The sequence below is a fragment of the Corynebacterium sp. HMSC067D03 genome, assembly GCF_001811185.1.
Taxonomy (GTDB): domain Bacteria; phylum Actinomycetota; class Actinomycetes; order Mycobacteriales; family Mycobacteriaceae; genus Corynebacterium; species Corynebacterium coyleae.
On sequence record NZ_KV803787.1, the window covers coordinates 1 to 22,688 of the forward strand.

At 62.5% G+C, this 22,688-nt stretch carries 27 protein-coding genes; 9 read left to right on the forward strand and 18 right to left on the reverse strand.

The annotated features are described in order from the left end of the window. Positions 1-64: 64 nt before the first annotated feature. The 3 genes from HMPREF2785_RS02325 to HMPREF2785_RS02335 are packed head-to-tail and all read right to left on the reverse strand — an operon-like array spanning position 65 to position 2,192. Positions 65-1,063 (reverse strand): hypothetical protein, encoded by a 999-nt coding sequence (locus tag HMPREF2785_RS02325; protein WP_070614164.1) that lies wholly within the window; start codon positions 1,061-1,063, stop codon positions 65-67. After that, entirely contained in the window at positions 1,063-1,821 is a 759-nt protein-coding gene (locus HMPREF2785_RS02330) for an ATP-binding cassette domain-containing protein (protein WP_070614165.1), read from the reverse strand. The genes HMPREF2785_RS02325 and HMPREF2785_RS02330 overlap by 1 nt, the downstream gene beginning before the upstream one ends. Next, the gene (locus tag HMPREF2785_RS02335; protein ID WP_070614166.1) at positions 1,818-2,192 is read right to left on the reverse strand and encodes a GntR family transcriptional regulator; all 375 of its coding nucleotides are present in this window, start codon (positions 2,190-2,192) and stop codon (positions 1,818-1,820) included. Before HMPREF2785_RS02335 ends, HMPREF2785_RS02330 begins: the two co-directional genes overlap by 4 nt. A gap of 172 nt (positions 2,193-2,364) precedes the next feature. Here HMPREF2785_RS02335 and HMPREF2785_RS02340 point away from each other — a divergent pair, with 172 nt between their 5' ends. Then, positions 2,365-3,792, forward strand: a complete 1,428-nt coding sequence (locus tag HMPREF2785_RS02340) for an NYN domain-containing protein (protein WP_070614167.1) — start codon at positions 2,365-2,367, stop codon at positions 3,790-3,792. Positions 3,793-4,149: 357 nt separating this feature from the next. Here the strand turns inward: HMPREF2785_RS02340 and HMPREF2785_RS02345 are convergent, their stop codons facing one another. After that, positions 4,150-5,088 (reverse strand): PspA/IM30 family protein, encoded by a 939-nt coding sequence (locus HMPREF2785_RS02345; RefSeq protein ID WP_070614168.1) that lies wholly within the window; start codon positions 5,086-5,088, stop codon positions 4,150-4,152. A gap of 98 nt (positions 5,089-5,186) precedes the next feature. Continuing rightward, positions 5,187-5,558, reverse strand: a complete 372-nt coding sequence (trxA, locus tag HMPREF2785_RS02350) for a thioredoxin (RefSeq protein ID WP_070614169.1) — start codon at positions 5,556-5,558, stop codon at positions 5,187-5,189. A gap of 116 nt (positions 5,559-5,674) precedes the next feature. On the opposite strand from trxA, the gene HMPREF2785_RS02355 reads away from it, so the two are divergent. From HMPREF2785_RS02355 to HMPREF2785_RS02365, 3 genes are read left to right on the forward strand one after another with little or no spacing between them, the layout of a single operon-like run. Beyond that, on the forward strand, positions 5,675-5,875 hold the full coding sequence (locus tag HMPREF2785_RS02355) for a hypothetical protein (protein WP_070422039.1): 201 nt from the start codon (positions 5,675-5,677) through the stop codon (positions 5,873-5,875). 28 nt (positions 5,876-5,903) lie between these two features. Then, positions 5,904-6,104: a heavy-metal-associated domain-containing protein gene (locus tag HMPREF2785_RS02360; RefSeq protein ID WP_070422040.1), complete on the forward strand. Its 201-nt coding sequence runs from the start codon at positions 5,904-5,906 to the stop codon at positions 6,102-6,104. A gap of 34 nt (positions 6,105-6,138) precedes the next feature. Further along, entirely contained in the window at positions 6,139-8,334 is a 2,196-nt protein-coding gene (locus HMPREF2785_RS02365) for a heavy metal translocating P-type ATPase (protein WP_070614170.1), read from the forward strand. A 7-nt stretch (positions 8,335-8,341) separates the two neighbouring features. Here the strand turns inward: HMPREF2785_RS02365 and HMPREF2785_RS02370 are convergent, their stop codons facing one another. Next, positions 8,342-9,298 carry a hypothetical protein gene (locus tag HMPREF2785_RS02370; protein WP_070614171.1) on the reverse strand — a complete coding sequence of 319 codons (957 nt, stop codon included), beginning with the start codon at positions 9,296-9,298 and terminating at the stop codon, positions 8,342-8,344. Between the two features lie 77 nt (positions 9,299-9,375). On the opposite strand from HMPREF2785_RS02370, the gene HMPREF2785_RS02375 reads away from it, so the two are divergent. From HMPREF2785_RS02375 to HMPREF2785_RS02385, 3 genes are read left to right on the forward strand one after another with little or no spacing between them, the layout of a single operon-like run. Next, on the forward strand, positions 9,376-9,975 hold the full coding sequence (locus HMPREF2785_RS02375) for a TetR/AcrR family transcriptional regulator (protein ID WP_168164671.1): 600 nt from the start codon (positions 9,376-9,378) through the stop codon (positions 9,973-9,975). Positions 9,976-10,015: 40 nt separating this feature from the next. Continuing rightward, positions 10,016-11,329, forward strand: coding sequence for an MFS transporter (locus HMPREF2785_RS02380; protein WP_070614172.1), 1,314 nt, complete (start codon positions 10,016-10,018; stop codon positions 11,327-11,329). Between the two features lie 54 nt (positions 11,330-11,383). After that, a complete protein-coding gene (locus HMPREF2785_RS02385; RefSeq protein ID WP_070614173.1) occupies positions 11,384-11,950 on the forward strand; it encodes a hypothetical protein in 567 nt (188 codons plus the stop codon). Here the strand turns inward: HMPREF2785_RS02385 and dnaB are convergent, their stop codons facing one another. After that, a complete protein-coding gene (gene dnaB / locus HMPREF2785_RS02390; protein ID WP_070450684.1) occupies positions 11,951-13,477 on the reverse strand; it encodes a replicative DNA helicase in 1,527 nt (508 codons plus the stop codon). Positions 13,478-13,868: 391 nt separating this feature from the next. On the opposite strand from dnaB, the gene HMPREF2785_RS02395 reads away from it, so the two are divergent. Next, positions 13,869-14,285 (forward strand): hypothetical protein, encoded by a 417-nt coding sequence (locus tag HMPREF2785_RS02395; protein ID WP_070614174.1) that lies wholly within the window; start codon positions 13,869-13,871, stop codon positions 14,283-14,285. On the opposite strand, the gene HMPREF2785_RS02400 is transcribed toward HMPREF2785_RS02395, so the two are convergent. Then, positions 14,256-16,316 (reverse strand): RecQ family ATP-dependent DNA helicase, encoded by a 2,061-nt coding sequence (locus HMPREF2785_RS02400; RefSeq protein WP_070614175.1) that lies wholly within the window; start codon positions 16,314-16,316, stop codon positions 14,256-14,258. The two genes, HMPREF2785_RS02395 and HMPREF2785_RS02400, sit on opposite strands and share 30 nt — an antisense overlap. Before the next feature lie 63 nt (positions 16,317-16,379). Between HMPREF2785_RS02400 and HMPREF2785_RS12270 the strand changes: the two genes are divergently transcribed. Then, positions 16,380-16,502 (forward strand): hypothetical protein, encoded by a 123-nt coding sequence (locus HMPREF2785_RS12270; protein ID WP_256374908.1) that lies wholly within the window; start codon positions 16,380-16,382, stop codon positions 16,500-16,502. On the opposite strand, the gene HMPREF2785_RS02405 is transcribed toward HMPREF2785_RS12270, so the two are convergent. The 10 genes from HMPREF2785_RS02405 to HMPREF2785_RS02445 all read right to left on the reverse strand — a co-directional run bounded on the left by HMPREF2785_RS02405 (position 16,499) and on the right by HMPREF2785_RS02445 (position 22,673). Then, on the reverse strand, positions 16,499-17,176 hold the full coding sequence (locus tag HMPREF2785_RS02405; protein WP_083308826.1) for an AAA family ATPase: 678 nt from the start codon (positions 17,174-17,176) through the stop codon (positions 16,499-16,501). The genes HMPREF2785_RS12270 and HMPREF2785_RS02405 overlap by 4 nt on opposite strands. Beyond that, positions 17,173-17,859 (reverse strand): AAA family ATPase, encoded by a 687-nt coding sequence (locus HMPREF2785_RS02410; protein WP_070614176.1) that lies wholly within the window; start codon positions 17,857-17,859, stop codon positions 17,173-17,175. The genes HMPREF2785_RS02405 and HMPREF2785_RS02410 overlap by 4 nt, the downstream gene beginning before the upstream one ends. Positions 17,860-17,863: 4 nt before the next feature. Continuing rightward, positions 17,864-18,274 (reverse strand): type II toxin-antitoxin system VapC family toxin, encoded by a 411-nt coding sequence (locus HMPREF2785_RS12345; protein WP_083284750.1) that lies wholly within the window; start codon positions 18,272-18,274, stop codon positions 17,864-17,866. Then, on the reverse strand, positions 18,271-18,579 hold the full coding sequence (locus HMPREF2785_RS11770; protein ID WP_141750625.1) for an antitoxin: 309 nt from the start codon (positions 18,577-18,579) through the stop codon (positions 18,271-18,273). The genes HMPREF2785_RS12345 and HMPREF2785_RS11770 overlap by 4 nt, the downstream gene beginning before the upstream one ends. 69 nt (positions 18,580-18,648) lie before the next feature. Beyond that, on the reverse strand, positions 18,649-19,413 hold the full coding sequence (locus HMPREF2785_RS02420; RefSeq protein WP_070614178.1) for a chymotrypsin family serine protease: 765 nt from the start codon (positions 19,411-19,413) through the stop codon (positions 18,649-18,651). A gap of 135 nt (positions 19,414-19,548) precedes the next feature. Continuing rightward, positions 19,549-20,001, reverse strand: a complete 453-nt coding sequence (gene rplI / locus HMPREF2785_RS02425) for a 50S ribosomal protein L9 (protein WP_070422053.1) — start codon at positions 19,999-20,001, stop codon at positions 19,549-19,551. Positions 20,002-20,049: 48 nt separating this feature from the next. Beyond that, on the reverse strand, positions 20,050-20,676 hold the full coding sequence (locus tag HMPREF2785_RS02430) for a single-stranded DNA-binding protein (RefSeq protein WP_070422054.1): 627 nt from the start codon (positions 20,674-20,676) through the stop codon (positions 20,050-20,052). A gap of 52 nt (positions 20,677-20,728) precedes the next feature. Next, positions 20,729-21,025, reverse strand: coding sequence for a 30S ribosomal protein S6 (rpsF, locus tag HMPREF2785_RS02435; RefSeq protein WP_070422055.1), 297 nt, complete (start codon positions 21,023-21,025; stop codon positions 20,729-20,731). 194 nt (positions 21,026-21,219) lie between these two features. Further along, positions 21,220-22,194, reverse strand: coding sequence for a hypothetical protein (locus HMPREF2785_RS02440; protein WP_070450696.1), 975 nt, complete (start codon positions 22,192-22,194; stop codon positions 21,220-21,222). A 101-nt stretch (positions 22,195-22,295) separates the two neighbouring features. Next, complete coding sequence (locus tag HMPREF2785_RS02445; RefSeq protein ID WP_070450698.1) at positions 22,296-22,673, reverse strand: hypothetical protein; 378 nt, start codon at positions 22,671-22,673, stop codon at positions 22,296-22,298. Positions 22,674-22,688 lie beyond the last annotated feature (15 nt).

A 22,688-nucleotide genomic window follows, 5' to 3' on the forward strand; every position in this document is an offset into this window, starting at 1 on the left:
CTGACTGGGATTAAGTTACACACACCCAAACAACAACACAAATCGCCAGCGTAGAGCGTGTTTTCTAAGCGTCTTTAAATCCTTGTTTTGGGTTAATCACGCCAAAAACGAACAACGCCTGCAAAACCAGGCCGATCAAGAACATCAAACCCGCGATGGCCAGCGCGTATGCGACTTGGGCGGGGTGGGGATCGTCGATAAGCAATGTGTCTTTGACCGCGAAGAACAGGAACATCGCAGGGATGAGACCAACGTCTGTGCGCCACACCTTCAGCGGTGCGCCGAGCACAGCACTGGCGAGGCCCGCTGCCCCCAGAGCAAGAATCGCCCTCAGACCGATTGGCGCGACCAGCAGCAACACCGCCATATAGAGCGCAACCGATGCCAGGGCGGCACCCCAATACAGGACCAGCCAGCGGCGCCGGGGAACGCCGAAACTCGTCATTGCCGTTGCACCGAGGATGCCTGTGCCGTTGCTGCAATAGACCATGGCCCAGACGAGGATTGGCAGGCTCACGAGGAACTGGGCGAGAGGCTCGCTGCTCACCACTCCGGCAAGGTAGAGCAAAAGGCTATGCGCAACCGCGATACCTGCTGCCCACAACAGTTGTGGCTTGAAAATCACCTCGAAGATGAACCCTCCCCGGCCGATTCGGCCACGCACCGCGCGCCGATCCTCGTCGTTGGTCGCCTCGACGTAGCGCGTGCCTATCAGCAGGCCAGCGACCACCGCAAAGAGCGCGCCGAGCAGCCCAACCCAGTCGGGCCGCGCCGCCAGCGCCACGCCAACCCCGCACAACACCGCCGGCACCACCCCAAAGGCCGCAAGTTTCACAGCGCGCGAGCGCGGCACACCGAACGCGGTATAGGCAGTCTCCTCCTGCTGCATCGCGACAAGTACAAGCACCGTGACCATGCTGGGGAGGAATGCGGCAGAAAGCGCACTATCCACAACAAACGGTCCAAACGCCATGACGGCGATCAACGGCACCATCCACAGCAGCCGCTTCAGCGGCGAGGCGACAAACTGGTGGCGAAAGAATCCGAGAAGCGTGGTGTTCATTACGACACCTCCAACACGTGCTCGATGAGGTCGTCGAACTTGGCGGCGCGGGCATGGCGCGGGGCGTCGTCGAGAGGAACAAGCTCGGGGCCAGCAACAGCGAACGCGTCCGCATCCTCCGGAACACATTGCTTTGCGACGACCCCATCACGCCCCAGAATCACCGCACTGTCCAGCACTTTCGCGGCGTCTTCGATGTGGTGTGTGGCCATGACGATCGTGCGCTTCGAGTCCGCCTGCGCCAACAGGTGGCGGTAGAACACGTCGGTGTTGTGGGTGTCGAGGCCGACGTAGGGCTCGTCGAGAAGCAAAAGCTCGGTGTTGGAGGCTAACCCGATGACGATGGAAACCATGGCGCGCTGCCCGCGAGAGAGTTTCTCGTAACGGGTGCCCAGGGCGGGGTCGAGAGCGAAGTCGGCGATGAGTTGATCTGCGACGGTTTGGTTCCACGTGCGGAAGCGCAAGCGCGCGCCCTTGATCACGTCGGCGGCGGACCACCAGCCGGGGTAGGCGGTATCGACGCCGGTCAGGCACGTGTTGTCCATCACCCGGGCGTTGTCGAAGGGGCGCTGCCCGAAGACCTCTACGGTGCCGTCCGTGGGTTTCAGCTGGCCGGCAAGGATGCGCAGCAGGGTGGATTTGCCCACGCCGTTGCGGCCGAGCAAGCCGTGGATACCGGGGCCGAGGTCCAGGTCGACGCCGTTGAGCACGTGCGTGCTGCCGAAGCGATGCGTGAGGCCAGCGGTGTGGATTGTCATCGGTACAGTCCTCTACTTTCTGCGACGCGGTCGATGAGGTCGTGGAGGTCGGCGCGGGAGTAGCCGAGGTGGACGGCTTCGTCGATAAGCGGTGCGATGTACTGGCCCGCAAACGCCTCGCGGCGAGTGGCCAGGATGCGCTCGCGGGCGCCGTCGGTGACGAACATGCCGAGGCCGCGGCGCTTTTCCAACACGTTGTCGCTCACAAGCAAAGCCAGCCCCTTGCGCGCAGTGGCGGGGTTGATTTCGTGGAACTGCGCCAACTGATTCGTCGAAGGGGCCTGATCGCCGGGCTTGAGGGAACCGTCGACGATGAGGTCCTCCACGAAACTGGCGATCTGCACGAATAACGGCTCCGCATCAGTATTCACGACGCCTCCATTCGCCTCATTGGTTAGTTACTCGAGTAACCAACTAACTAACACGGGTTCAGGTGGAGTGCAACCAAAAAACAGAAAAAGAACATGGAGAACCCGCGCAAAATCAGGCAAGATGGGCCGTGAAAATCAACTTAGCAACGAAAAGAATCGGAATTTAGGAGCCATGCTTGAACGCACACTGGTGTTCGTCGACACGTCTTACCTGCTCGCGAGCTTTTACAACTCGTGGGAAATCGGCGCAAGAGCCCAGCTAGAAATCGATCTCCCCGAGGTAGTCAACGCCCTCGGGAACATGATCACCGACCAACTCAACCAACCCATCCATAGGCAACTCTGGTACGACGGCATCCCCGACTCCGGGCCACACCGCTACCAACGCGCACTGCGCACCTGCGACGGCGTGCAACTCCGCACCGGCCAACTCATCGAGTGGGGCGAACGACGCACCCAAAAAGGCGTTGACACCCGCCTCGTCGCCGACCTCGTGGTCAACGGCCTGAGCGAAAAATTCACCGACTTCGTCCTCGTCTCCGGCGACGCAGACATGATCCCCGGCGTCGAAGAAGTCACCCGCACCGGCACCCGCGTACACCTCTACGGATTCGGGTGGGACTCCATGTCCTCCGCACTGCGCCACGCATGCGACAGCACCACCATTCTCGACCCGCGCGAGGACTTCTCCAACGCCATGCGCCTGCAAGTCCTCGAAGGCCCCCTGCCGCCGACCATCCGGGAGCGCCCGCTTAACGACGCCGCACCCCTCGACGAAGCCGACGGCCCGACCTCCGTCCCAGGCCTTGGCCCCGAGCCGCTCAGCGCCGAATGCGCCAACGCCGAAGCAGAGAAACAGGAAAAGAAGACGGGTGCTGGCGATGGTTCGGGTGCCGGTGCTGATGCCGGTGCTGATGCGTCGCAGGGTTCGGCGGAGGGCTCCAAGACCTCTGATGCCGAGGCCACCGAAGCCAAGCCTGCTGCACCTGCAGCGCCGAAGCCCTCCGACATTGTCGGTGCTCCGGTTGCCCAGCAGCGCACGCACGAACCCGACGAGCCGGAACTCGACGAGCCTTCCGAGGCACAGGTCGAGGCCAACAACGAGTCCAACAAACCCGGCAACAAGCAGGTCTCCAGCGAACAACGCCCGGCTGCCACTCCGGCGCCGACGCCGGCCGCAAAGACAAGCCCTTCGGATACCGACTCGTCCGCCGACTCAACCAAGGCGGAGGATTCCGCGCCGCAGCAGGGACCGAAGCCGGCACCGAAGCCGTCGATGATGGCGCCGCGCCGCAAGCTTCGCTCCCGCTACGTCCCGCTCCCGGAGGAGGTGTGGACGTCCGCCGGCTTCCAAACCCCCTACGACGTGGGACAACAGTACGCGTCATGGTGGTTTGAAAACGCCGCCACCATGGAGCAGCGCGACAGCGCACATCTGCTGTCGGGTGGCGGTCTGCCACCGGAGATCGACAGGCCACTGCTGCAGTTCGCCTGCGAAACCCTCCACGAGTACACGCTGAGCGAAACCCAGCGCGTCAATCTTCGCGACGGGTTCCACTCCGGCATCCGCGGTGTCCTGATCAACATCCGCCGCAGCTAGTCGCTTTACGACGACACCGGGGCCGCCAACCACCTTGCGGCCCCGTTTTTGCGTTGGTTGCCCTGCGCTTCTCTTCTGCTTCCGGCGCCTCCCCGTCTGCCCCCCCTTTCTCGAAATAGTTCCCCGCGCGGGAACTTTCTTCGGTTTCCGGCACCTTTGCCGCGACATTTCCCCAGGTCGGCAGTTCTAGACACCCGTGGTCGGACAAAATAGTTCCCGGATTCAGCGTGAACCTGGGAACTTTTTTGCGGCTACGCAGCCGCCCCTGACAGATTTTGAGAAATCTGTCAGGGGCGATTTCTGACCAGGCGCGATGCCGACGGCTGACAGATTCCGGCGGAATGTGTCAGGAAAGGCCTAGCGCTCGGCGCCAGAGTCGGTCTCGGCGTCAGTGTCGGCATCAGCCTTAGCGTCAGCATCCGACTCGGCGTCGCGGAGGTAGGCCTCGGCGTCGGCGATGGTGTCGTCGGCAGCGCCAGTGTCGGCAGTCTCAGCAGAATCGGCAGCGTCCCCCTCGGAGCCGGCTTCGAGCTGGCGGTCGGCTGCGGAAGCAGAAGCACCCGAACCGGCTTCGAGCTCGCCGCCCATGGAGGCACGGATCTCGGCGAGACGGTTGGAGGCGGCCGCATCGGAAGAGCCGGACTCGATTTCGGCGATGCGATCGTTCATGGAGTCCTTCATCAACTCCTGCTGGCCAAGTGCGTTAGCGTAGCGCCGTTCGATTTTGTCGCGTACGCCGTCGAGGGTGGGCACGTCGTCAGGGTTGAACTGGTTCATGGTGTCCATGGTGCGGGCCGTGTGCTCCTGCATCTTGGCCTGGTTGAGCTGGGACTCGAGTTGGGAAACCTGGGACAGTTGTTCCTGGAGGCGGGCCTCGGACTGCTTCTGCTTCTGCTGGGCTTCGGTCGCAGCCTGGTCGGCGGAGGCGTATGCCTGCTTGGTCTGCTCGAGTTCCTGCTCCACGGAGACCAGTTGGGTGGCGATGACCTCGGCGGTGGAGTTGAACTGCTGGGCCTTTTCGTTGTCGCCGGCGGCGGAAGCTTTGTCGGCTGCTTGGAGGGCGGTGCGGGCCTTGGTCTGTAGGTCGTCTTGGGACTTGATCAGACGGTCGAGCTTCATCTGCAGCTGGTTGCGGTTACCAATGATGTTGGCGGCCTGCTGGGTGATTTCCTGGTGCTGCTTCTTAGCGGCGTCGACGGCTTGTTGGATTTGCACCTTCGGGTCGGCGTTCTCGTCGATCTTGGTGTCGAAGGATTGCATAAGGTACTTCCAGCCCTTGGTAAACGGGTTTGCCATGGTTGGGTCCTTTCGGTGATGTGTGGTGGGGTTTTCGTCGATAAGCAAGTGTACGCATGAAAAAAGCGCCCGGGAGGCGGGCGCTTAGGCGATGAGGCCTAGTTTTCCTCGGGGTTTTGCGCTGCGATCTGGCGGCGAACCTCGTCCATGTCGAGGGCCTTGACCTGGTTAATCACGTCCTCGAAGGCGGCTGGCGGAAGGGCGCCTGCCTGCTGCCAGATCATGATGCCGTCGCGGAAAGCCATAAGCGTCGGGATTGCCTGGATTTCCAGGGCGGCGGCGAGCTGCTGATTCGCCTCAGTGTCGAGCTTGGCAAAGGTTACGTCGGTGTGGGTCTCGGATGCCTTTTCAAAGGTGGGGGCGAACTGGCGGCAGGGGCCGCACCAGGATGCCCACGCGTCGACAAAGACGATGCCGTCCTTTGTGACGGTTTGCTCAAACGTGTCCTCAGTTACATCAACGGTGCTCAACGTTTCGCTCCTTATTGCGTTAGGTTATTCTCTTGGACGTTGTGCAAAGTACAACGCGATGAGTTTTGTCGTATTCCAACCCGTGTTGGGCCGCTTTAAGGAGGCGCTCACCAGTCATGACCAAGACCTACAAGATTTCTGGTCCTGATGATGAAGTTGCTGTTGCTTCACTTGCAGATGAACTTTCGATGGTGGAGGGCGCGCATGAGGTGGACATCAATATGGAGGATGGGGTCCTGACGGTTGTCGGGTTCTTGTTCACCGATGAGGATGTCCGGCTGGCGGCGGTGAACGCGGGCTACGATTTACATTTGTAACCGTTTGAAACTGCATGAGGAGGCTGCGATGGCTGAGCGTACGTTCCAGGTTGATGGCATGACCTGCGGACATTGTGAATTGAGCGTGCAGGAAGAGGTCGGCGAGATCGCTGGCGTCACCGGCGTAAAGGCTGATCACAAGTCCGGCAATGTTGTTGTGGAGGGCGAGGGCTACTCCGACGCGGATATTGCTGCTGCTGTTGAGGAAGCGGGCTACAAGCTGGCTTAATCGGGGGATTTTGCCACGGATATATGGTGGGGGCATGACTCAACCTCCTGTGGCACTACAACAGATCGAGCTCGGCGTAACAGGGATGACCTGTTCGTCGTGCTCTTCGCGTATTCAGCGCAAGTTAAACAAGCTCGACGGCGTGGATGCGTCGGTAAATTACTCCACGGAGACTGCGACTGTTTCGTTTGATCCGTCGTCGACGTCGACGCAGTCGCTTATCGACGAAGTCCGCGCCGCCGGCTACGACGCCTTTGAAATGGGTGACGAAAACGGTGGGGAAGTCGGTGGGGACGGGGGTTCGTCGACAAGCAATGCTCTCGATGAGGCGCGCGACAATGAAGCGGAGCAGCTGAAGCGCACGACGATTTGGTCGGCGCTGGTGTCGCTGCCGGTGATGCTAGTGAGCATGATTCACGGGCTGCAGTTTCCTAATTGGGAGTTTGCGGCGCTGGCGGCTACGACGCTGGTGTTTTTCTCCGCGGGCAGTGTGTTCCACCGTGCGACGTGGGTGAATCTGAAGCACGGCGCGATGACCATGGACACGCTGATCACGCTGGGTACGTCGGCGGCGTACCTGTGGTCGATTTGGGCACTGTTTGTTGGTGGCCCTGGTGAGCCGGTGTACCTGGAGACCGCGTGCGTGGTGATCACATTCCTGCTGCTTGGACGCTGGTTTGAGACGCGTGCGAAGGGGCAGTCCTCGGAGGCGCTGCGCGAACTGCTGAGCATGGGCGCCAAGGACGCGGCGGTGATCCGCGGGGACAAAGAGGTCCGGGTGCCGATCTCGCAGGTGGTTGTGGGGGATCGTTTTGTGGTTCGCCCTGGTGAGAAGGTGGCTACGGATGGGCGTGTGATTTCGGGGCATTCAGCTATCGACGAATCCATGCTGACCGGCGAGTCCGTCCCGGTGGAGGTCAGCGAGGGCTCGATGGTCACCGGCGCGACCCTGAACACGTCCGGGCGCCTGGTGGTTGAGGCCACGCGCGTGGGCGCGGAGACGACGCTGGCGCAGATGGGCAAGCTGGTCAAGGACGCGCAGGCCGGCAAGGCGCCGGTAGAGCGCCTCGTGGACCGGATCTCTCAGGTGTTTGTGCCGACGGTTGTTGTGATTTCCCTGATCACGCTGGTGGGACACCTGTTGGTTGGCCATGCGGTGGAGGACGCGTTCACGGCTGCGGTGGCGGTGCTGATCATCGCGTGCCCGTGCGCGCTGGGCCTGGCCACGCCGACGGCGATCTTGGTGGGTACCGGCCGTGGCGCCCAGATGGGGTTGTTGATTAAGGGCCCGGAGGTGCTCGAATCGACTCGCCAGGTGGACACGGTGGTGATGGATAAGACCGGCACGGTGACTACCGGCCAGATGGGTGTGGCCGAGGTGCTGCCTGGTCCGGGCTACGAAACCGAGGAGGTGCTGAGCCTGGCTGCCGGTGTGGAGGCTGGCTCCGAGCACCCGATCGCGCGGGCGATTGTTGAGGCCGCCGACGATGTCCCCGAGGCGACCGGCTTTGAGAATCTTCCAGGCCAGGGTGCTTCCGCGCGTATCGACGACCGCCTTGTCCGCGTCGGCCGCCCCACCGGAGAGCTTGGTGCCCTGGCGGATGCGTTCACGGAGGCCGAGCAGCGCGGCGCGACCGCCGTCGCCGTGGAGGTCGACGGTGTTGTGGCCGGTGTGATCGCGGTGCGCGACACGGTGAAGGAGGACTCGCGCGATGCCGTCGCACGCCTGCGTGACCTGGGGATGACGCCGCACCTGCTCACCGGCGACAACCAGGGCGCGGCGGAGGCTGTAGCGGCTGAGGTTGGGATCGATCCCGCCAACGTCACCTCCGGCGTGCTACCGGAGGACAAGGTCAACGTGGTCAAGCGGCTGCAGGAGTCGGGCCACCGGGTGGCCATGATCGGCGACGGTGTCAACGACGCCGCCGCCCTCGCCCAGGCAGACCTTGGTATGGCGATGGGAGCTGGCACCGACGTGGCCATTGAGGCGTCGGACATTACGTTGATGCATTCGTCGCTACGTTCCGCCGTGGACGCCATCCGCCTGTCGCGCAAAACGTTGAAGACCATCAAGGGCAACCTGTTCTGGGCGTTCGCCTACAACGTGTTGCTCATCCCGGTGGCTGCGCTGGGGCTACTCGACCCGATGCTTGCCGGTATTGCGATGGCCTTCTCGTCGGTATTTGTGGTGTCCAACTCGCTGCGCCTCCGGGCGTTCAAGTCGGCGTAGGTGAGCGTTAGTTTCTTGCGCTGCTGCGATCCAGCATGAGCAGGACGAAGCCAACCGCGATCCAGATGGCAAGCACCCACCAGCTGGCTCCGGCGCCGAGCCCGTCGAAGAAGGAGACGGAGCGGATCAGGTGACCGGTGGCGCCGACTGGCATCCACTGGCCCAGTGTCGACCACCCGGCGGGCAGCAGCCACGGCCCAGTTGCCAGTCCTGAGAGCGGATTGGCCAGGAAGACGGTCAGGATTGCGCCGATGCCCACACCTGGGATTCCGATAATCGCGGCGAGGCCTGCAGTGAGCATAGAGGTTGCCAGGATGCCGCAGCCGATGCCGAGCCACTCAAGTGCGAAGTTGCCGGTCAGGGTGCCGTACGCGGAGTGCAGCATCCAGGTGACCACAAGCGAACCAACTGCGGCGATACCGGTCAGTACCGCGAGTTTTGCCCACTTGTTGCCGCGGAAGAGGAAGGTGGCGATCACCGCGGAGATGATGCCGCCAAACGCCAGCGGCAGGCCGAGGACTGCAAGGCCGGTTGCCTGCGGGTCATCTTGAGAGGTCGGTGCCAGCTCTTCGCGGGTGACCTCTACGCCCTGTGCTTCCATCTTGCTGGCCATGCCCTCAATCATCTGCGCGTAGGGTGCGCCGTTTCCGGCCGCGGTGTAGGCGGTTGCGCCGGTGGGTGCGATGCTCAGGCCGCCGACGACTTCGCGGTTGAGAACGGCGTCGCGCACCTCCTCGCCTGAGCCGTAGACGGTGATGTCTGGGCCGTCTTCGCCCATTGTTTGTTCGAGTTGGCTGACCATTGGTTCGGGCGCGGCGATGGCAATCGGCACGTCCTTTGGCCCGGATGCGAACGTTGGCGCGAGGAACGCGAACAGCATCAATCCGATGATGATTGGGATACCGATGCTCGCTCCAAGCACCTTTGCTACGGCTGGTCGTTGTGTTTTCGATGCGTTAACCATTGCAAATCTCCTATCTGGAACACGGTGTTCTATTTCTATGGTTCGAACATAGTGTTCCGTTTGCTATGGTGTCAAGCATGAGACAGGACGCCGCTGACAACCGATACGCCATCGTCACCGCAGCCAGGCAATTGCTTCTCGACGAAGGCCCGGGTGTGTCCATGCGCACCATCGCCAAGGCCGCCAAAGTGGGTGTGGCAACCGTGACGCGCCACTTCCCTGAGCGCATCGAGCTTCTCGATGCCGTCAGCGCCCAGGCCGTCAACGACATCACCAAAGTCGTCGACGACCATGCCGTCGAGTTCACAGTGGATACGCGAAAGGCGTGGCGCAGCACCGTCCATGCCATCGGCAACCTTCGACTTGCAGCCCTCGCTCAGGCAATATTTATGGACTCCATGCAGGATCCAGGGGTGGGGCCGGAGCGCCAAGGGGTCGTCGATAAGCGTGCTGCAGAGCTCCGGGAGATTTACGGGGGCCTCCTCGCGCCGGCGAAGCGCGCCAAGCTGTGTCCGGCCGACCTCGATCCGTTGGAGTTTCACATATCGCTTGGCATTGTGAGCCGACCGCTGCCTGCTCAGGCACCGGACCTACTGGGCCAAGACAGGCTCACACACAAGTTGATCGACACACTGCTTGACGGCTTGGAGGCCCAGGCACACTCAGCTGAATATTAAGTTCCGAGTTTTCGCAGGCCACGGCCTAAACTCCCCCTGCATGAACACCGATCAACAGCTCACGCGCACTGAGCGCCTCGACCGCCTTCCTGTCACCCCGAAACACAAACGCCTGCTTGTCGGCTCCGGCATTGGCTGGGCGCTGGACGCGATGGACATCGGCTTGGTGTCGTTCATCATCGCAGCACTCGCCGTCCACTGGGATCTAGACAAGACCACGACGAGTTGGATCGCGTCGGTTGGGTTTATCGGTATGGCGATCGGCGCGTCGCTCGGCGGGTTGCTCGCCGACAAGATCGGACGCCGCCAGGTGTTCGCCGCGACGCTGCTGCTCTACGGGTTGGCCACGGGCGCGTCGGCGCTGGCGTGGTCGGTCGCGTCGCTGATCGTGTTCCGCTTCCTGGTGGGCTTGGGCCTCGGCGCGGAACTTCCCGTTGCGTCCACACTGGTCAGCGAGTTTTCTCCACGTAAGGTGCGCGGGCGCATGGTGGTGCTGCTCGAAGCGTTTTGGGCGGTGGGTTGGATTCTGGCGGCGGTGATCGGCACGTTTGTCGTCGCTAATGGCGAGACCGGTTGGCGCTGGGGCTTCGCCATCGGCGCGCTACCCGCCCTGTACGCGATCGTGGTGCGCCTGGGCCTGCCGGAATCGGTGCGCTTCCTGGAGTCCAAAGGCCGCCACGAGGAGGCCGAGCAGGTCGTGCTTTCCTTCGAGGCTGAGGCCGACCCCGCCAACTACGACACCACTGTCCCTGCACAGGAGGAGTCGATCCAAGGTGGCATCTGGGGCGCTGCTTTGCGACGACGCACCGCCGCCTTCTGGACCGTCTGGTTCTGCGTGTCTCTCTCCTACTACGGCGCCTTCATCTGGATCCCATCGTTGCTGGTGGAGCAGGGTTTCTCGCTCGTGCGGTCATTCACGTTCACGCTGATTATCACGCTTGCGCAGTTGCCGGGCTACGCGGTTGCCGCCTGGCTCATCGAGGTCTGGGGGCGCAGGACGACCCTGTCCGTGTTCCTCGCAGGGTCTGCGGTCTCCGCGTTCGGCTTCGGCATGGCGAGTGCCGAGTGGCAGATCATCCTCGCGGGCTGCCTGCTGTCGTTCTTCAATCTCGGCGCGTGGGGTGCGCTGTACGCGATCGGCCCGGAGCTCTACCCCACCGCGATCCGCGCGACCGGCACCGGCGCGGGTGCCGCGTTCGGCCGCATCGGTTCGATCCTCGCCCCGCTCGTGGTCCCGCCGGTGCTGGCGTTCGGCGGCTCGACCGCAGTGTTCGGCGTGTTTGCCGCAGCGTTCCTGCTGGCGTGCGTCGCTGCGTTTACGTTGCCGGAGCAAAAGGGAGTTGCGCTTGCCTAGCGACGACACCACGTACCATCGCACTCATCCCCCGTTCCCGTGTTAAGGATTGCCATGCGTCGCGTACTCGCCCCCTTGTCTCTGCTGACCGCCTTGTTGCTCGCCGGTTGCGCGGGTGGGACCGGCGAGCCGGAGACCATCGTGGTCACCTCGACCGAAGTCGTCGACGCACCCGCACCTGAATCGGCGCCGGAGGCGGAGCCCGCACCGGCGCCGGAACCTGAGGCTGCACCAGCACCAGAGCAGCCCGCTGCCCCGCTAGCCGGAGCGTTCGAACTCGACCCGGCGTACAAGGGCCAGGTCGGCGGGACGTGTGGAAGCACGGCGGAGGGTTACAGCATCAGGGTCGGCGGGTCGACTTCGTGCGACTTTGCGGCTGCGCTCTATCCACAAGCCCTAGCTGCCACTTATTCGATGACCCAAAACCCGGAAACTGTCTCAATTCCAAAGGCCGAGCTCTATGGGGTCGTGAGTCCTGTAACCGGACAGGGTTACGACCTCACATGCATCGTTGGCTCAGACCTGCAGCACCTCAGCTGCTCCGGGCCGGGCAACAGCGATCCGCGGGTCATGTACGGCGATCCCGCCCGCCAATGGCGTAACAAGATCACCATCCTTTAGTTAGCCATGCGCCATGTTGACGAAGCGCGAGTAGTGCAGCTGGTGCGCCACCGGGATGGTGTCAATCGGGCCGCCACGGTGCTTGGCCACGATGATGTCGGCTTCGCCGGCGCGCTCGTCGTCACGATCCTGTGAGTCCGGGCGGTACAGCAGGAACACCATGTCGGCGTCCTGCTCCAGCGAGCCCGACTCACGCAGGTCAGCCAACTGCGGGCGCTTGTCGGTACGGGCTTCGGGGCCACGGTTGAGCTGCGAAATCGCAATGACTGGAACCTCGAGCTCCTTGGCCAACAGCTTGAGGTGGCGGGAGAACTCCGAGACCTCCTGCTGGCGGGACTCAACGCGCTTGCCGGAGCTCATCAGCTGCAGGTAGTCCACCACAACCAGGTCCAGGCCGTGCTGCTGCTTGAGGCGGCGTGCCTTGGAGCGAATCTCCATCATGGTGAGGTTCGGGGAGTCGTCGATAAATAGCGGCGCATCCTGGATCTCCGTGAGGCGCTTGGTCAGCTTCTCCCAGTCGCGCTCCTCCATCTGGCCGGAACGCATCGCGGAAAGCTTGATCTCCGTCTCGGCGGAGAGCATGCGCATAATGATCTCGGAGGCACTCATTTCCAGCGAGAAGATCACGCTGGTTTTGCCCTGGTGGATCGAGCAGGAGCGCATGAAGTCCAGCGCTAGTGTCGACTTACCCACACCAGGACGTGCTGCGATGATGATCATCTGGCCGGCGTGAAGGCCGTTGGTGAGCTTGTCTAGGTCGATAAACCCAGTCGGCACGCCGGCCTCGAGGGCGCCGCCGGATGCGATCATGGTCAGCTCGTCGATAGTTGGCTTGAGCAATTCCGAGAGCGGACGGTAATCCTCGCCCACGTTATTGCGGGAAATGGAGAACACCTTCTGCTGCGCATGGTCGACGAGCGCTTCGATCTCCATGCCCTCTTCGCCCTCGTAGCCCAACTGGACCACCTGGGTGCCGGCGTTAACCAGCTGGCGCAGGATCGACTTCTCTTCGACGATCTCCGCGTAGTAGCCGGCGTTCGCCGACGTCGGCACCTCAGAGATCAGCGTGTGCAGATACGGGGCGCCACCGACGCGCTCCAGTTCGTTGAGACGGTCCAAGCGTGCCGCGACAATGAGCACGTCGACGGAGCTTCCCTGGGAGAACAGGTCCAGAATCGCCTGGTAGATAAGCTGGTGCGCCGGGTGGTAGAAGTCATCCGGCCGCAGCCCGTCGGCCACGTCCAGGATCACGTCCGGGTTGAGCAGCATTGCGCCGAGGACGGAACGCTCCGCGCGCTCGTCGTGGGGTGGGGTGCGGTACTCCTGCTGTACGTCACCACGGTTGTTGCCGTACTTGTTGTAGCGCTTCTGGCCACCCTTGCCGTTGCCGCCGAAGTTATCGCCGCCGGCGAAGCGGTTGGAGCCGCCAGTGTTTTGTTCGAAGTCGGCGAAGTCCCCAAAGTCGCCGTAGTCCGCTACCGGCTCCGGTGGTGGTACGTAGTCGTCGAAGCTGTCGTTCGCACCCATGTTTTCCCCTTTCACTGTGGCTATGACACTACCCTCTCCTCCGACATTTTCTAGACCCACTAAACGAGTTATCCACAGGGGCTGTGAAATCTTTCGACATTGTGCGGGTAGTTATCCACGAGTCATCCACCCGCTTGTGGAGAACTTGTGTACAGCGACACCAAAACCGCAGGAACTTATCCCAAACGCGCAGGTCACACGCTATTCATCCAAACCGCATACCCCGGGTGTAGCCGGGGGATAACTTCTCACCACGGGGTTTGACAAAGCACATTTCAACAGTTTCGGACCCCTTTTTCGACCCTGCAGCCACGTGCCCAGGCACTTTGGATCCACACTTATCCACATCTTTCACACCACGCGACACCTGTCTCGCAGTTAGAGTGCATACATGGAAACACGAGGCATTCTTTGGATCTACGCCATCGCAATGGTGGTGTTCCCTGCGGCGTGGATAAGCCTGTTGCGCCTGATCGGCGGCGGCTGGGAATTTCGGACCGTCACGGCGGCCTTCGGCACCCTCGAGGCCGCGACCGCATTGCTCGCGCTGGGTGGTGCCACGTGGTTCACCGCCGCGGCGCGCGGTCGCAAGAAAATAGGCGCACTGGTCACGGTGTGGCTCGCAACCGCCTGCCTCGTCGTCGGCTGGGGCTCGATGGCCGTTGCGCATTGGGAGGAGTACCAGGCCGACATGGCGTTGCCGATCATCAACTTGTTCATGCTCCTCATCCCAGTCGGCACGGTGCTTGTCTTCGCCGCCGCCATCGCCGAGTCCGCATCACGCGCGCGAAGCAAACGCCAGCGGTAGCACCTCCACCCCGTACCGTTCCGCAAGGTCGGCTGCCGCAACCGTGACCGACCAACCGGAATCCACCTCCCCGGTCAGCAGCAGCACGGGGCCTGTCTCCACCTCGAGGCCCGTGTAGTCGTAGTACCGGTCAAGCCCGTTGACGCGAAACGCCGAGTTTCGTGCTTCTACCTCGCGCGATGGCGTATCGACGACCCCACCAAACCGCATCTGCCCCACCCTTGCCAGCGCTTCTGCGGTAGCCACGATCATCTCGTTTCGTGCCGGATCAGCATCGCCCAAAGCGACGACAGTGGTGGGGCGTTCCTCCCAGGCCCAGTCCGCGAGCACCGCCACGAACCGTCCCAGCCAGGCGTCCTCGCGCCAGTTGCTCAGCGGCCGGTAGGTGTTCGCCCGCAGCAGCTCTGCCAGGGCGGGACCGCGGGCGACGTCGTTGAGACGTCCCAACGCCTTGCCTTGCAGCACGCCCTTGATCTTGCCGCGGCGCGCGGAGCCGGTCGGCCACATTTTGCGTTGGGTAAGTTGGACGCCGGGGGCGCGCAGTTGTTCGTCCATACGCTGCGCCAACGCAGCGTCCACGTCCACTGGCAGGTGATTGCCGGTGCAGTTGTCGCAGCGCCCGCAACGCTCATCGGGCGCGAGAGTGGGGTCGTCGAGTTCACGACGTAGAAACGCTATGCGGCACCCGTCCGTGGCTTCGTAAGCCAGCATCAGGTCTTGTTCGCGCTTACGCGCTTCGGCGAGCCCGCCGTAGCGCTCGTGGTCATACTCCCAGGCAGCACCGGTGGACACCCAGCCGCCCTTCACGCGACGCACGGCGCCGTCGACGTCGAGAACCTTCAGGGCCTGGTCGATACGCGTACGGGAGAGGTCCACGAAGTTCTCCAGCCGAGGTGTGGAGAACGGCTCCTCGCTTAGCGCGCCGAGAAGTTGGCGCACCACGTGTTCCTCCGGCATGGACACGGACGCGAAGTAGTCCCACACGCGTTCGTCCTCAGGGCCGGGCAGCAGCACAACCTCGGCGTGGTCGGTGGCACGCCCGGCGCGGCCGATCTGCTGGTAGTAACTCACTGGCGACGACGGCGCCCCCAGGTGCACAACAAACCCCAGGTCGGGTTTGTCGAAGCCCATGCCCAGCGCGGACGTAGCCACGAGCGCTTTGAGTTCGTTGTCAATCAGGGCGCGCTCGAGGCGTTCGCGTTCCTCCGCCTCGGTGCGGCCGGTGTACGCGGCGACGTTCCACCCGGCAGCCTCCAATGCCTCGGCGAGGTCGTGCGCAGCGGCGATGGTTAGGCAGTAGATGATGCCGGAGCCGTTGACATAGGCGAGGTACTGCGCGATCCACGCCGCGCGCTGCGTCGGGTCCGGTAACCGCACCACGTTGAGTGCGAGCGACTCGCGGTCCAGCCCGCCACGCAGCACACCGGTGTTCTCGCCGAGTTGAGCCACAACGTCTGCCACCACACGGTCGTTCGCGGTCGCTGTCGTGGCAAGGACCGGCGTGGCCTCCGGGAGGTCGCTAATTAGCACCGCAATACGCCGGTAATCAGGGCGGAAATCGTGGCCCCAGTCCGAAATACAGTGCGCCTCGTCCACCACCAACATCCCGGCGGAGCGCGCGAGTTGCGGCAGCACCTGCTCCCGAAAGTCCGGTGCGTTGAGGCGCTCCGGGCTGATCAGCAGCAGGTCATAGTCGTTCAGGCGCGCCTGGATCTCGTCCCACTCGGTCATGTTCGCCGAGTTGATCGTCGCCGCGCGAATCCCTGCGCGCGCCGCCGACTCCACCTGGTTACGCATCAACGCCAACAGCGGCGACACAATAATCGACGGCCCGGCCCCTTCCTCACGCAGCAACTTCGCCGCAATGAAGTACACTGCCGACTTACCCCAACCGGTGCGCTGCACGACAAGCATGCGCTTGCGCTGATTCACCAACGCGTCGATGGCGGTCCACTGGTCGTCGCGAAGCGTGGCTTCGGGGCCCGCAATGCCTTTGAGAAGTTCGTCTGCTTGTGTGCGCGTCGCTGTCATGGCGCAACCCTATAACACCGCCACGACACGGCCCTGGCCTGCAGCTACAGTAATATCAGCGTCATGGAATCATTCGACGAGTCGGAAGTCGCAATCTACGAGGAAGCACGGCGACTTACCCGCGCTGAGCTCGATCGCATTCTCGACGAGCGCGCTGACCTCTTGGCGCGACTCAAGGACGCTTAACCAAACTCCCCCTCTGCCCAGTCCGCCATGAACTCGGCGATGCCGTGGGGGTCCGCGAGGAAGTCGCGCGTCGCCCGAAACGCCAGCGTGTCCTCCGCCGCGAGGTTGCGCTCCACGCCGTCGTCGCTGATCTCGACGATCTCCGCACCCGGGATCGCCGCCACAATGGGCGAATGCGTGACGACGACTACCTGCGCCCCCACTTCACCCAACGCATGCAACTGCGCCAGTAGGGCCATTTGGGCGACGGGGGACAGGCCGGACTCGGGCTCGTCGAGAAGATACAGCGCGTTGGGGATCAGCCGCGATGTCAGTTCGAGGACCGATTCGCCGTGGGAGCGCCCGCCGAATTCGGTGATGCGCGTATGTGTTTCGCCGCGCAGGAAGTAGCCGACTTTCGCCCGCGGGCCGGTGGTCAGGGTGAGCACGCCGTAAAGCGGGTCGTGGGCGCCCGCCTTCTCCACACCCCACGTGCCGCCTTCCAACGTGAACCCCCAGGCCCGCGCCATTCCCTCCAGCAGCGTGGACTTGCCCACCCCGTTGCCGCCAGTAATCACCGTAATCGGCCGCCTAAAGGCAAACCCGAACTCGGCGACGTGCGCGATGGCCGGGGTCTCCACAGTCCACGGCGGTGCGGCTTGGGCGTCGACGTCGACGCGTTGGATGAACATCATGGTCCCACCAGGTAGCGGGCGGTGCCGGTTGGGTCGTTGATGAATTCGCGGGTGGCGGTGACGGGCTCGCAGTCGTCGAAAAGCACAGGCTCGAGGTCGGGAACATGCAGGATGCGGGCGTCTGGGATGGCAAGGAGCACAGGCGAATGCGTTGCGACGACCACCTGTGCCCCACGCCGCGCGAGCACCGTCAGCAGGCCGAGGAGTTCGAGTTGGGAGAAGATGGAGAGGCCGTCTTCGGGCTCGTCGAGAAGAATTAGCGAGTCCGGGCCGAAGCGGGTGCGCGCCAGGTCCATGATGCCCTGGCCGTGGCTGCGTCTGGTGAGGCCTACAAGCGGGTCGGCGGGCCCCAGGCTCTCGTGGTATTCCGCAAGGTCAAGGTATGTTTCGCCGCGCAGGAAGTAGACGTCGCGGGGGTTTTCGCGGCGCGTCAGCGTGAGCGAGCGGTGCAGGGCCGAATGGTCTGCGGCGGTAAAGCGCGCGTGGCGCGAACCGCCAGCAGCGTTGGCGCCCATGGCCACGGCGATCGCCTCGACGAGCGTGGATTTTCCGGAACCGTTATCGCCGGTCAACAGCGTGACCTGGCCTAACTCGAGCGGCGTTTGTTGGAGGGAGTGCACCACCGACAGATCACGCGCGTAGCCCTGGACAGGAGCATCAATGCGCACACGGGTAAGAAACATGGGGCTACCGCCAGTTCTCAATCTTCAAGCCGCCAACCCGTGAAAACTCTTTCTCGTTGGCGGTGACTAGGACTAAGTCTTGTCGGATCGCTTGGGCCGCAATCCATAGATCGTTAGCCCCAATCGGTAGCCCTCTATCTAGAAGATCTGCCCGAAGCCGTCCGTAAATCGATGCACATTCCTCATCGACTCCCAATATGCGTCTACCGTGTAGCAGTACCCTGTACGTCCGGTGCAGGATTTCTGGATTTACCGACCGCTGAATACCCGCTTCAATCTCACCGAGAACAACAGTAGAGAGCCATAGCTTTGAGCTCGCACATTCAGTTACTCGTTGGACAACCCGGGGTTGAGTTCCCCGTTCAATGTCGATCCAGACATTCGTGTCAAGAAGATATCCCATCGAATCGTTCATCCTCCGTGATCAGGGGAATGATCGAGGTTCGGCACTTCGTCGAGTGGGAGGTCTTCAATTTCCTCAATTATTCCCTGCTCGAGGTTGTGTTCCTTCTGGAATTCACGAAGCCTGGCGACGACAAGTCCGAAATCCTCTTCCTCCGGCCTCAGAAGAAGCCCTTCCGGCACGGCTTCAATGGACACAGCCCCAGATGCAATGCGTAGTGCTGCAGGGATTCGCACTGCCTGGCTGTTCCCAGATTTAAAAACAGTCGTACGGATCGGACCGCTCACATTCGGTTCCTCTCGAATAGGTTCTGCCATGACACCCTCCACAGATCGATGTATATCCGCAACGATATACAGATTCGCGGTGTCCAGCAAGACCCTCTTTTACCGCAGACCTGCTGGCAGTGGCGTTGCGGCATCTGCCGCGACGAGGATCCCGTAGGCCGCGCCGGAGATAATCCCGACGATGTTGGTGCTGCCGTCCGGATTCACGGTGTACAGCGGGGAGCCCGAGTCGCCCTGCAGCGACAGGATCATCACCGCGATCTCTCCGGTGCGCGGGTTCACGTTGAGCACCGGGCCGCAGGTGCGGGAGGTGCGTGCGCCGTCCTTGCACATAATCTGGCCTTCGCGTACCGACGTCACCGGCGCGCGCCCCGCCACACGCCGCGTGGGGTTGACGAACTGCGCGAACTGGCTCAGACCGTGCAGCGCACCGATGAACGGGATGTCGATAAACCCGCCACGCATGGCGTTGGCATCGGTGACGTGGCGGTCCATGCGGAACCAGGCGACGTCCTTCAACTCGCCGCCAAGGGTGTTGTCGCCCTCGAGCTCGAAACCTGAATCCTGCAGGTTGCTCGCGATCGGGGTTCGCGCATCCGCCGCCAGCACCCGCACCGCGTGCGCCCCACCGATCGGGGCGAGGCAGTGACCGGCGGTGACGCCGTACATCACACCGCCCCGGTACGCGATGGAGTTCAACGTGCAGCCGTACTTCTCCCCATCGCTGTACTCGATGCGAATGCTGTCACCCGCATACATGGCCAGTGCTTGGGCTGGGGTGGCTGCCATGCCAAGCACGCCCGCTGCTGCGACAGTGAGGGACAAAACGGTGTTGCGCACCCGGCGCAGGCGGGAAGAGATCATGGCGAAGATTCTTCCACACTTTGGGTATGCAAAAAGCGCGGGCCCCACTCCTCACAAGTGGGTCCCGCGCTACAAGTGCTGTTGTCGTTGGACTGCTGCGTGCTGTTCTGACGCGCAGTCGTCGTCAAGCGGTGCTTATGCGCTTACGACCTCGAAGTTCACCTTGCCCTCCACGTCGTCGTGGAGGTTAACCTTGACCTGGTAGCCACCGGTCTTGGTCACCAGGCCCTTAGGCACGGTGATGCGGCGCTTGTCCAGGTTCGGGCCGCCGGCAGCCTTGACGGCGTCGGCGATGTCGGCAGCCTTCACGGAGCCGAAGAGCTTGCCGTTGTTCGCAGTGCGAACGGCAACCTTGACGCCGGTGAGCTGGTCGAGCTGGTCGCGCAGCTCCTTGGCGTGATCCAGGTCGCGGACCTGGCGCTCAGCCTGAGCACGCTTAATGTCTTCAATCTGCTTCTCTGCGCCGCGGGTAGCCGGGATAGCCAGGCCGCGCGGGAGCAGGAAGTTGCGTCCGTAACCGTTCTTGACCTCGACGACCTCGCCAGGTTCGCCAAGCTTCTCGACGGCAGCGGTGAGGATCAGCTTCATAATCCTAACCTTCCTTATGGTGAAAAATGCTTGATGTGTGGTTGTCGTTTAGAACGGTGGCTCATCGCCCGCGCCACCGAAGCCACCGGCCTCGGGTGCGGAACCCCACGGATCATGTGCAGGCTGCTGGGGCTGGTTCTGGCCGCCTTGGCCCTGGCCCTGGGTTTGGCCGCCGAAGCCGCCACCCTGGTTACCTTGGCCGCCGCCGAAACCGCCCTGGTTAAAGCCGCCCTGCTGCTGGTTCTGGCCGCCGAAGCCGCCACCCTGGTTGCCCTGGCCGCCGCCGTAGCCGCCCTGCCCGCCCTCACGCGGGTTGCGGTTGACGTTAGCCGTGGCGTACTTCAGGGACGGGCCGACCTCATCGACCTCGACCTCGAACACAGTACGGTTTTCGCCCTCTTTAGTTTGGTAGGAACGCTGCTTGAGCTTGCCGGTGACCACAACGCGCATGCCCTTGGTCAGGGACTCTGCGACGTTCTCGGCCATCTGGCGCCAGCAGTTACAGGTCAGAAACAGTGCTTCGCCGTCCTCGAACTGGTTCGTCTCCCGGTTATACGTACGTGGGGTGGACGCGATGCGGAAGTTCGCAACCGCGGCACCGCTCGGGATGAAACGCAGTTCCGGGTCAGCAACCAAGTTGCCGACAACGGTAATCGGGGTATCGCCTTGAGCCATGTTTCGTGAACCTTCCTACCTGCTGATCGTGTGGTTGTAGAGCCTACCGGTCTTACTTATCGGTACGCAGAACCTTGGTACGAAGAACGTTGTCGTTCAGGTTCAGCAGACGGTCGAGCTCCTTGACCGTGTCAGCCTCGCAGTCGAGGTTCACAACGGCGTAGATGCCCTCTTCCTTCTTGTTGATCGGGTAAGCAAGACGCTTCTTGCCCCACACATCAACGTTCTCCACCTTGCCGTTGTCCTTGCGGACAGTCTCCAGGAACTTATCCAGGGACGGGGCAACGGTGCGCTCATCCTGCTGCGGATCGAGGATGATCATTACTTCGTAGTGACGCACGGACCTCATCACCTCCTATGGTCTTAGTCTGTTCGGCCATAACCCTTGTGGTCATGGCAGGAGGGTCGTTGCGTCAAGCAACCTGAACAGACTACCCCACGGTTTGCACTGCTCAAAACCCTGGCCGCGGGGATGACATGAAAGACTCCGCATTGCGGACAATTGGCCGGCAACCAATCGTTGGCAGGCACCAACGGCTGGCGTTAGAACGGCAACCCCGGCAACTTCGGCAGAGCCGGCAGCGGGATGCCCAACGACGGCCCGACCGCCGCAACCGCAATACCCAAAGCTGCGAGAACTCCGACCACAAGGCCCACGATCGCGAGCGGGGATACCTCAACCTCACCCTGAGAACTCAAACTGCTCAAGCCCGCCTCACCGCGCAGCGAGTCGATGTTCCAATTACGAACCTCGTCAATGCTGGTCGGGTACTTCACCTCTCGGTTGCCGCCGTCTGCGCAGGCAACCCGCGCGTTCATATCCACTTCGAGGTACGCCGTCGTTCCCCCGATGGCGAGTTGGACATCGTCGGCGGCCAAGAACGTTTTCCGGAAAGTCTTCAGATCGGACTGGGACAGGTTGCCCTGCACAACGAAGCTCTTCCAGGCAACGTCTTCAAAGTCCTGCCGGTTCACGCGCTTGCCCCGCACACGGTTCGCCTCCTCAACACCAAGTGCGCTGACCGGCCGCTCCGAGATGCTGCCCTGTTTGATGCTCGGCTTTACCGCCCACACCTCGACCTTTGTAAGTTCCTCGGTGAGGTGTTGTGCCAGCACATGCTCCATACCTACCTGCTGGAGGCGTTCCGTGTACCGCTGCTCAGTGCGCTTTTGAGCCTCTTTGGCGTCTGCGAGCCTGCTTGCGAGATTCTTCTGTGCCTCCACAAGCTCTGCAAGCGAGGGTTCTGCCCGGAACTCCCGAACGATGTTCTCTGTTCCGGGGTACAGCACCTCAAATGCTTTCACCGCAGCGTTGGCGTACACCTCTTGTGTGCTGACGTTGGCCCAAGCGCTGTAGGTTGCCGCTTCCCGGTCGTTCAGCTTTAACATGCAGATCCCGTTCGCCGCCAACACCATGGGCCCTTCATTCGGCCCGACTGTAGCGGCGACTGCAGCTGGGGCAAGGCCGCCCGCGACCAGCGATACGGCGAGCGGCAGGGTAAGAATTCGACGGTTCAACGCGGGCTCCTTTTTAGCAACAGCAGTCCGGTATCGGACACGGTGCTTTCAGGATATTTTCACCGAGCAGAACCCGCAGCAAAACGCGAAAATCTTCGGTCTTAGCGGTCGACGTCTAAAACGAGGCCGTCCTTATCGATATCAATGTCGATTTCGCCGAACTCCACCTCGAAGTAGCCGTCATCGTCCCACTCCACTTTGGCCTTGCCATCCTGGGCGGCCTTTAAGACGTCTTGGACTTCGGCTTCGGTCACGTTTTCGTCGACAAGATCCTTGCGCGCCTCGTCCGAGTAGCCGGTCACAGCGGCTGGGAGATCCTCGGACACAGCGGCTCCAGCGTTCGACGTTTCCGTCACCGTTTCGGGCGCGACGGTTTCAGTGACTGTTTCGGGCGCAGTCTCGCCAGAATCAGAACACGCCGCCACGGCAAGTCCTGCTGTGGCGGCGACTGTCAGGGCAACCATCTTCTTCGTAAGCATGGCCCCACTGTAACG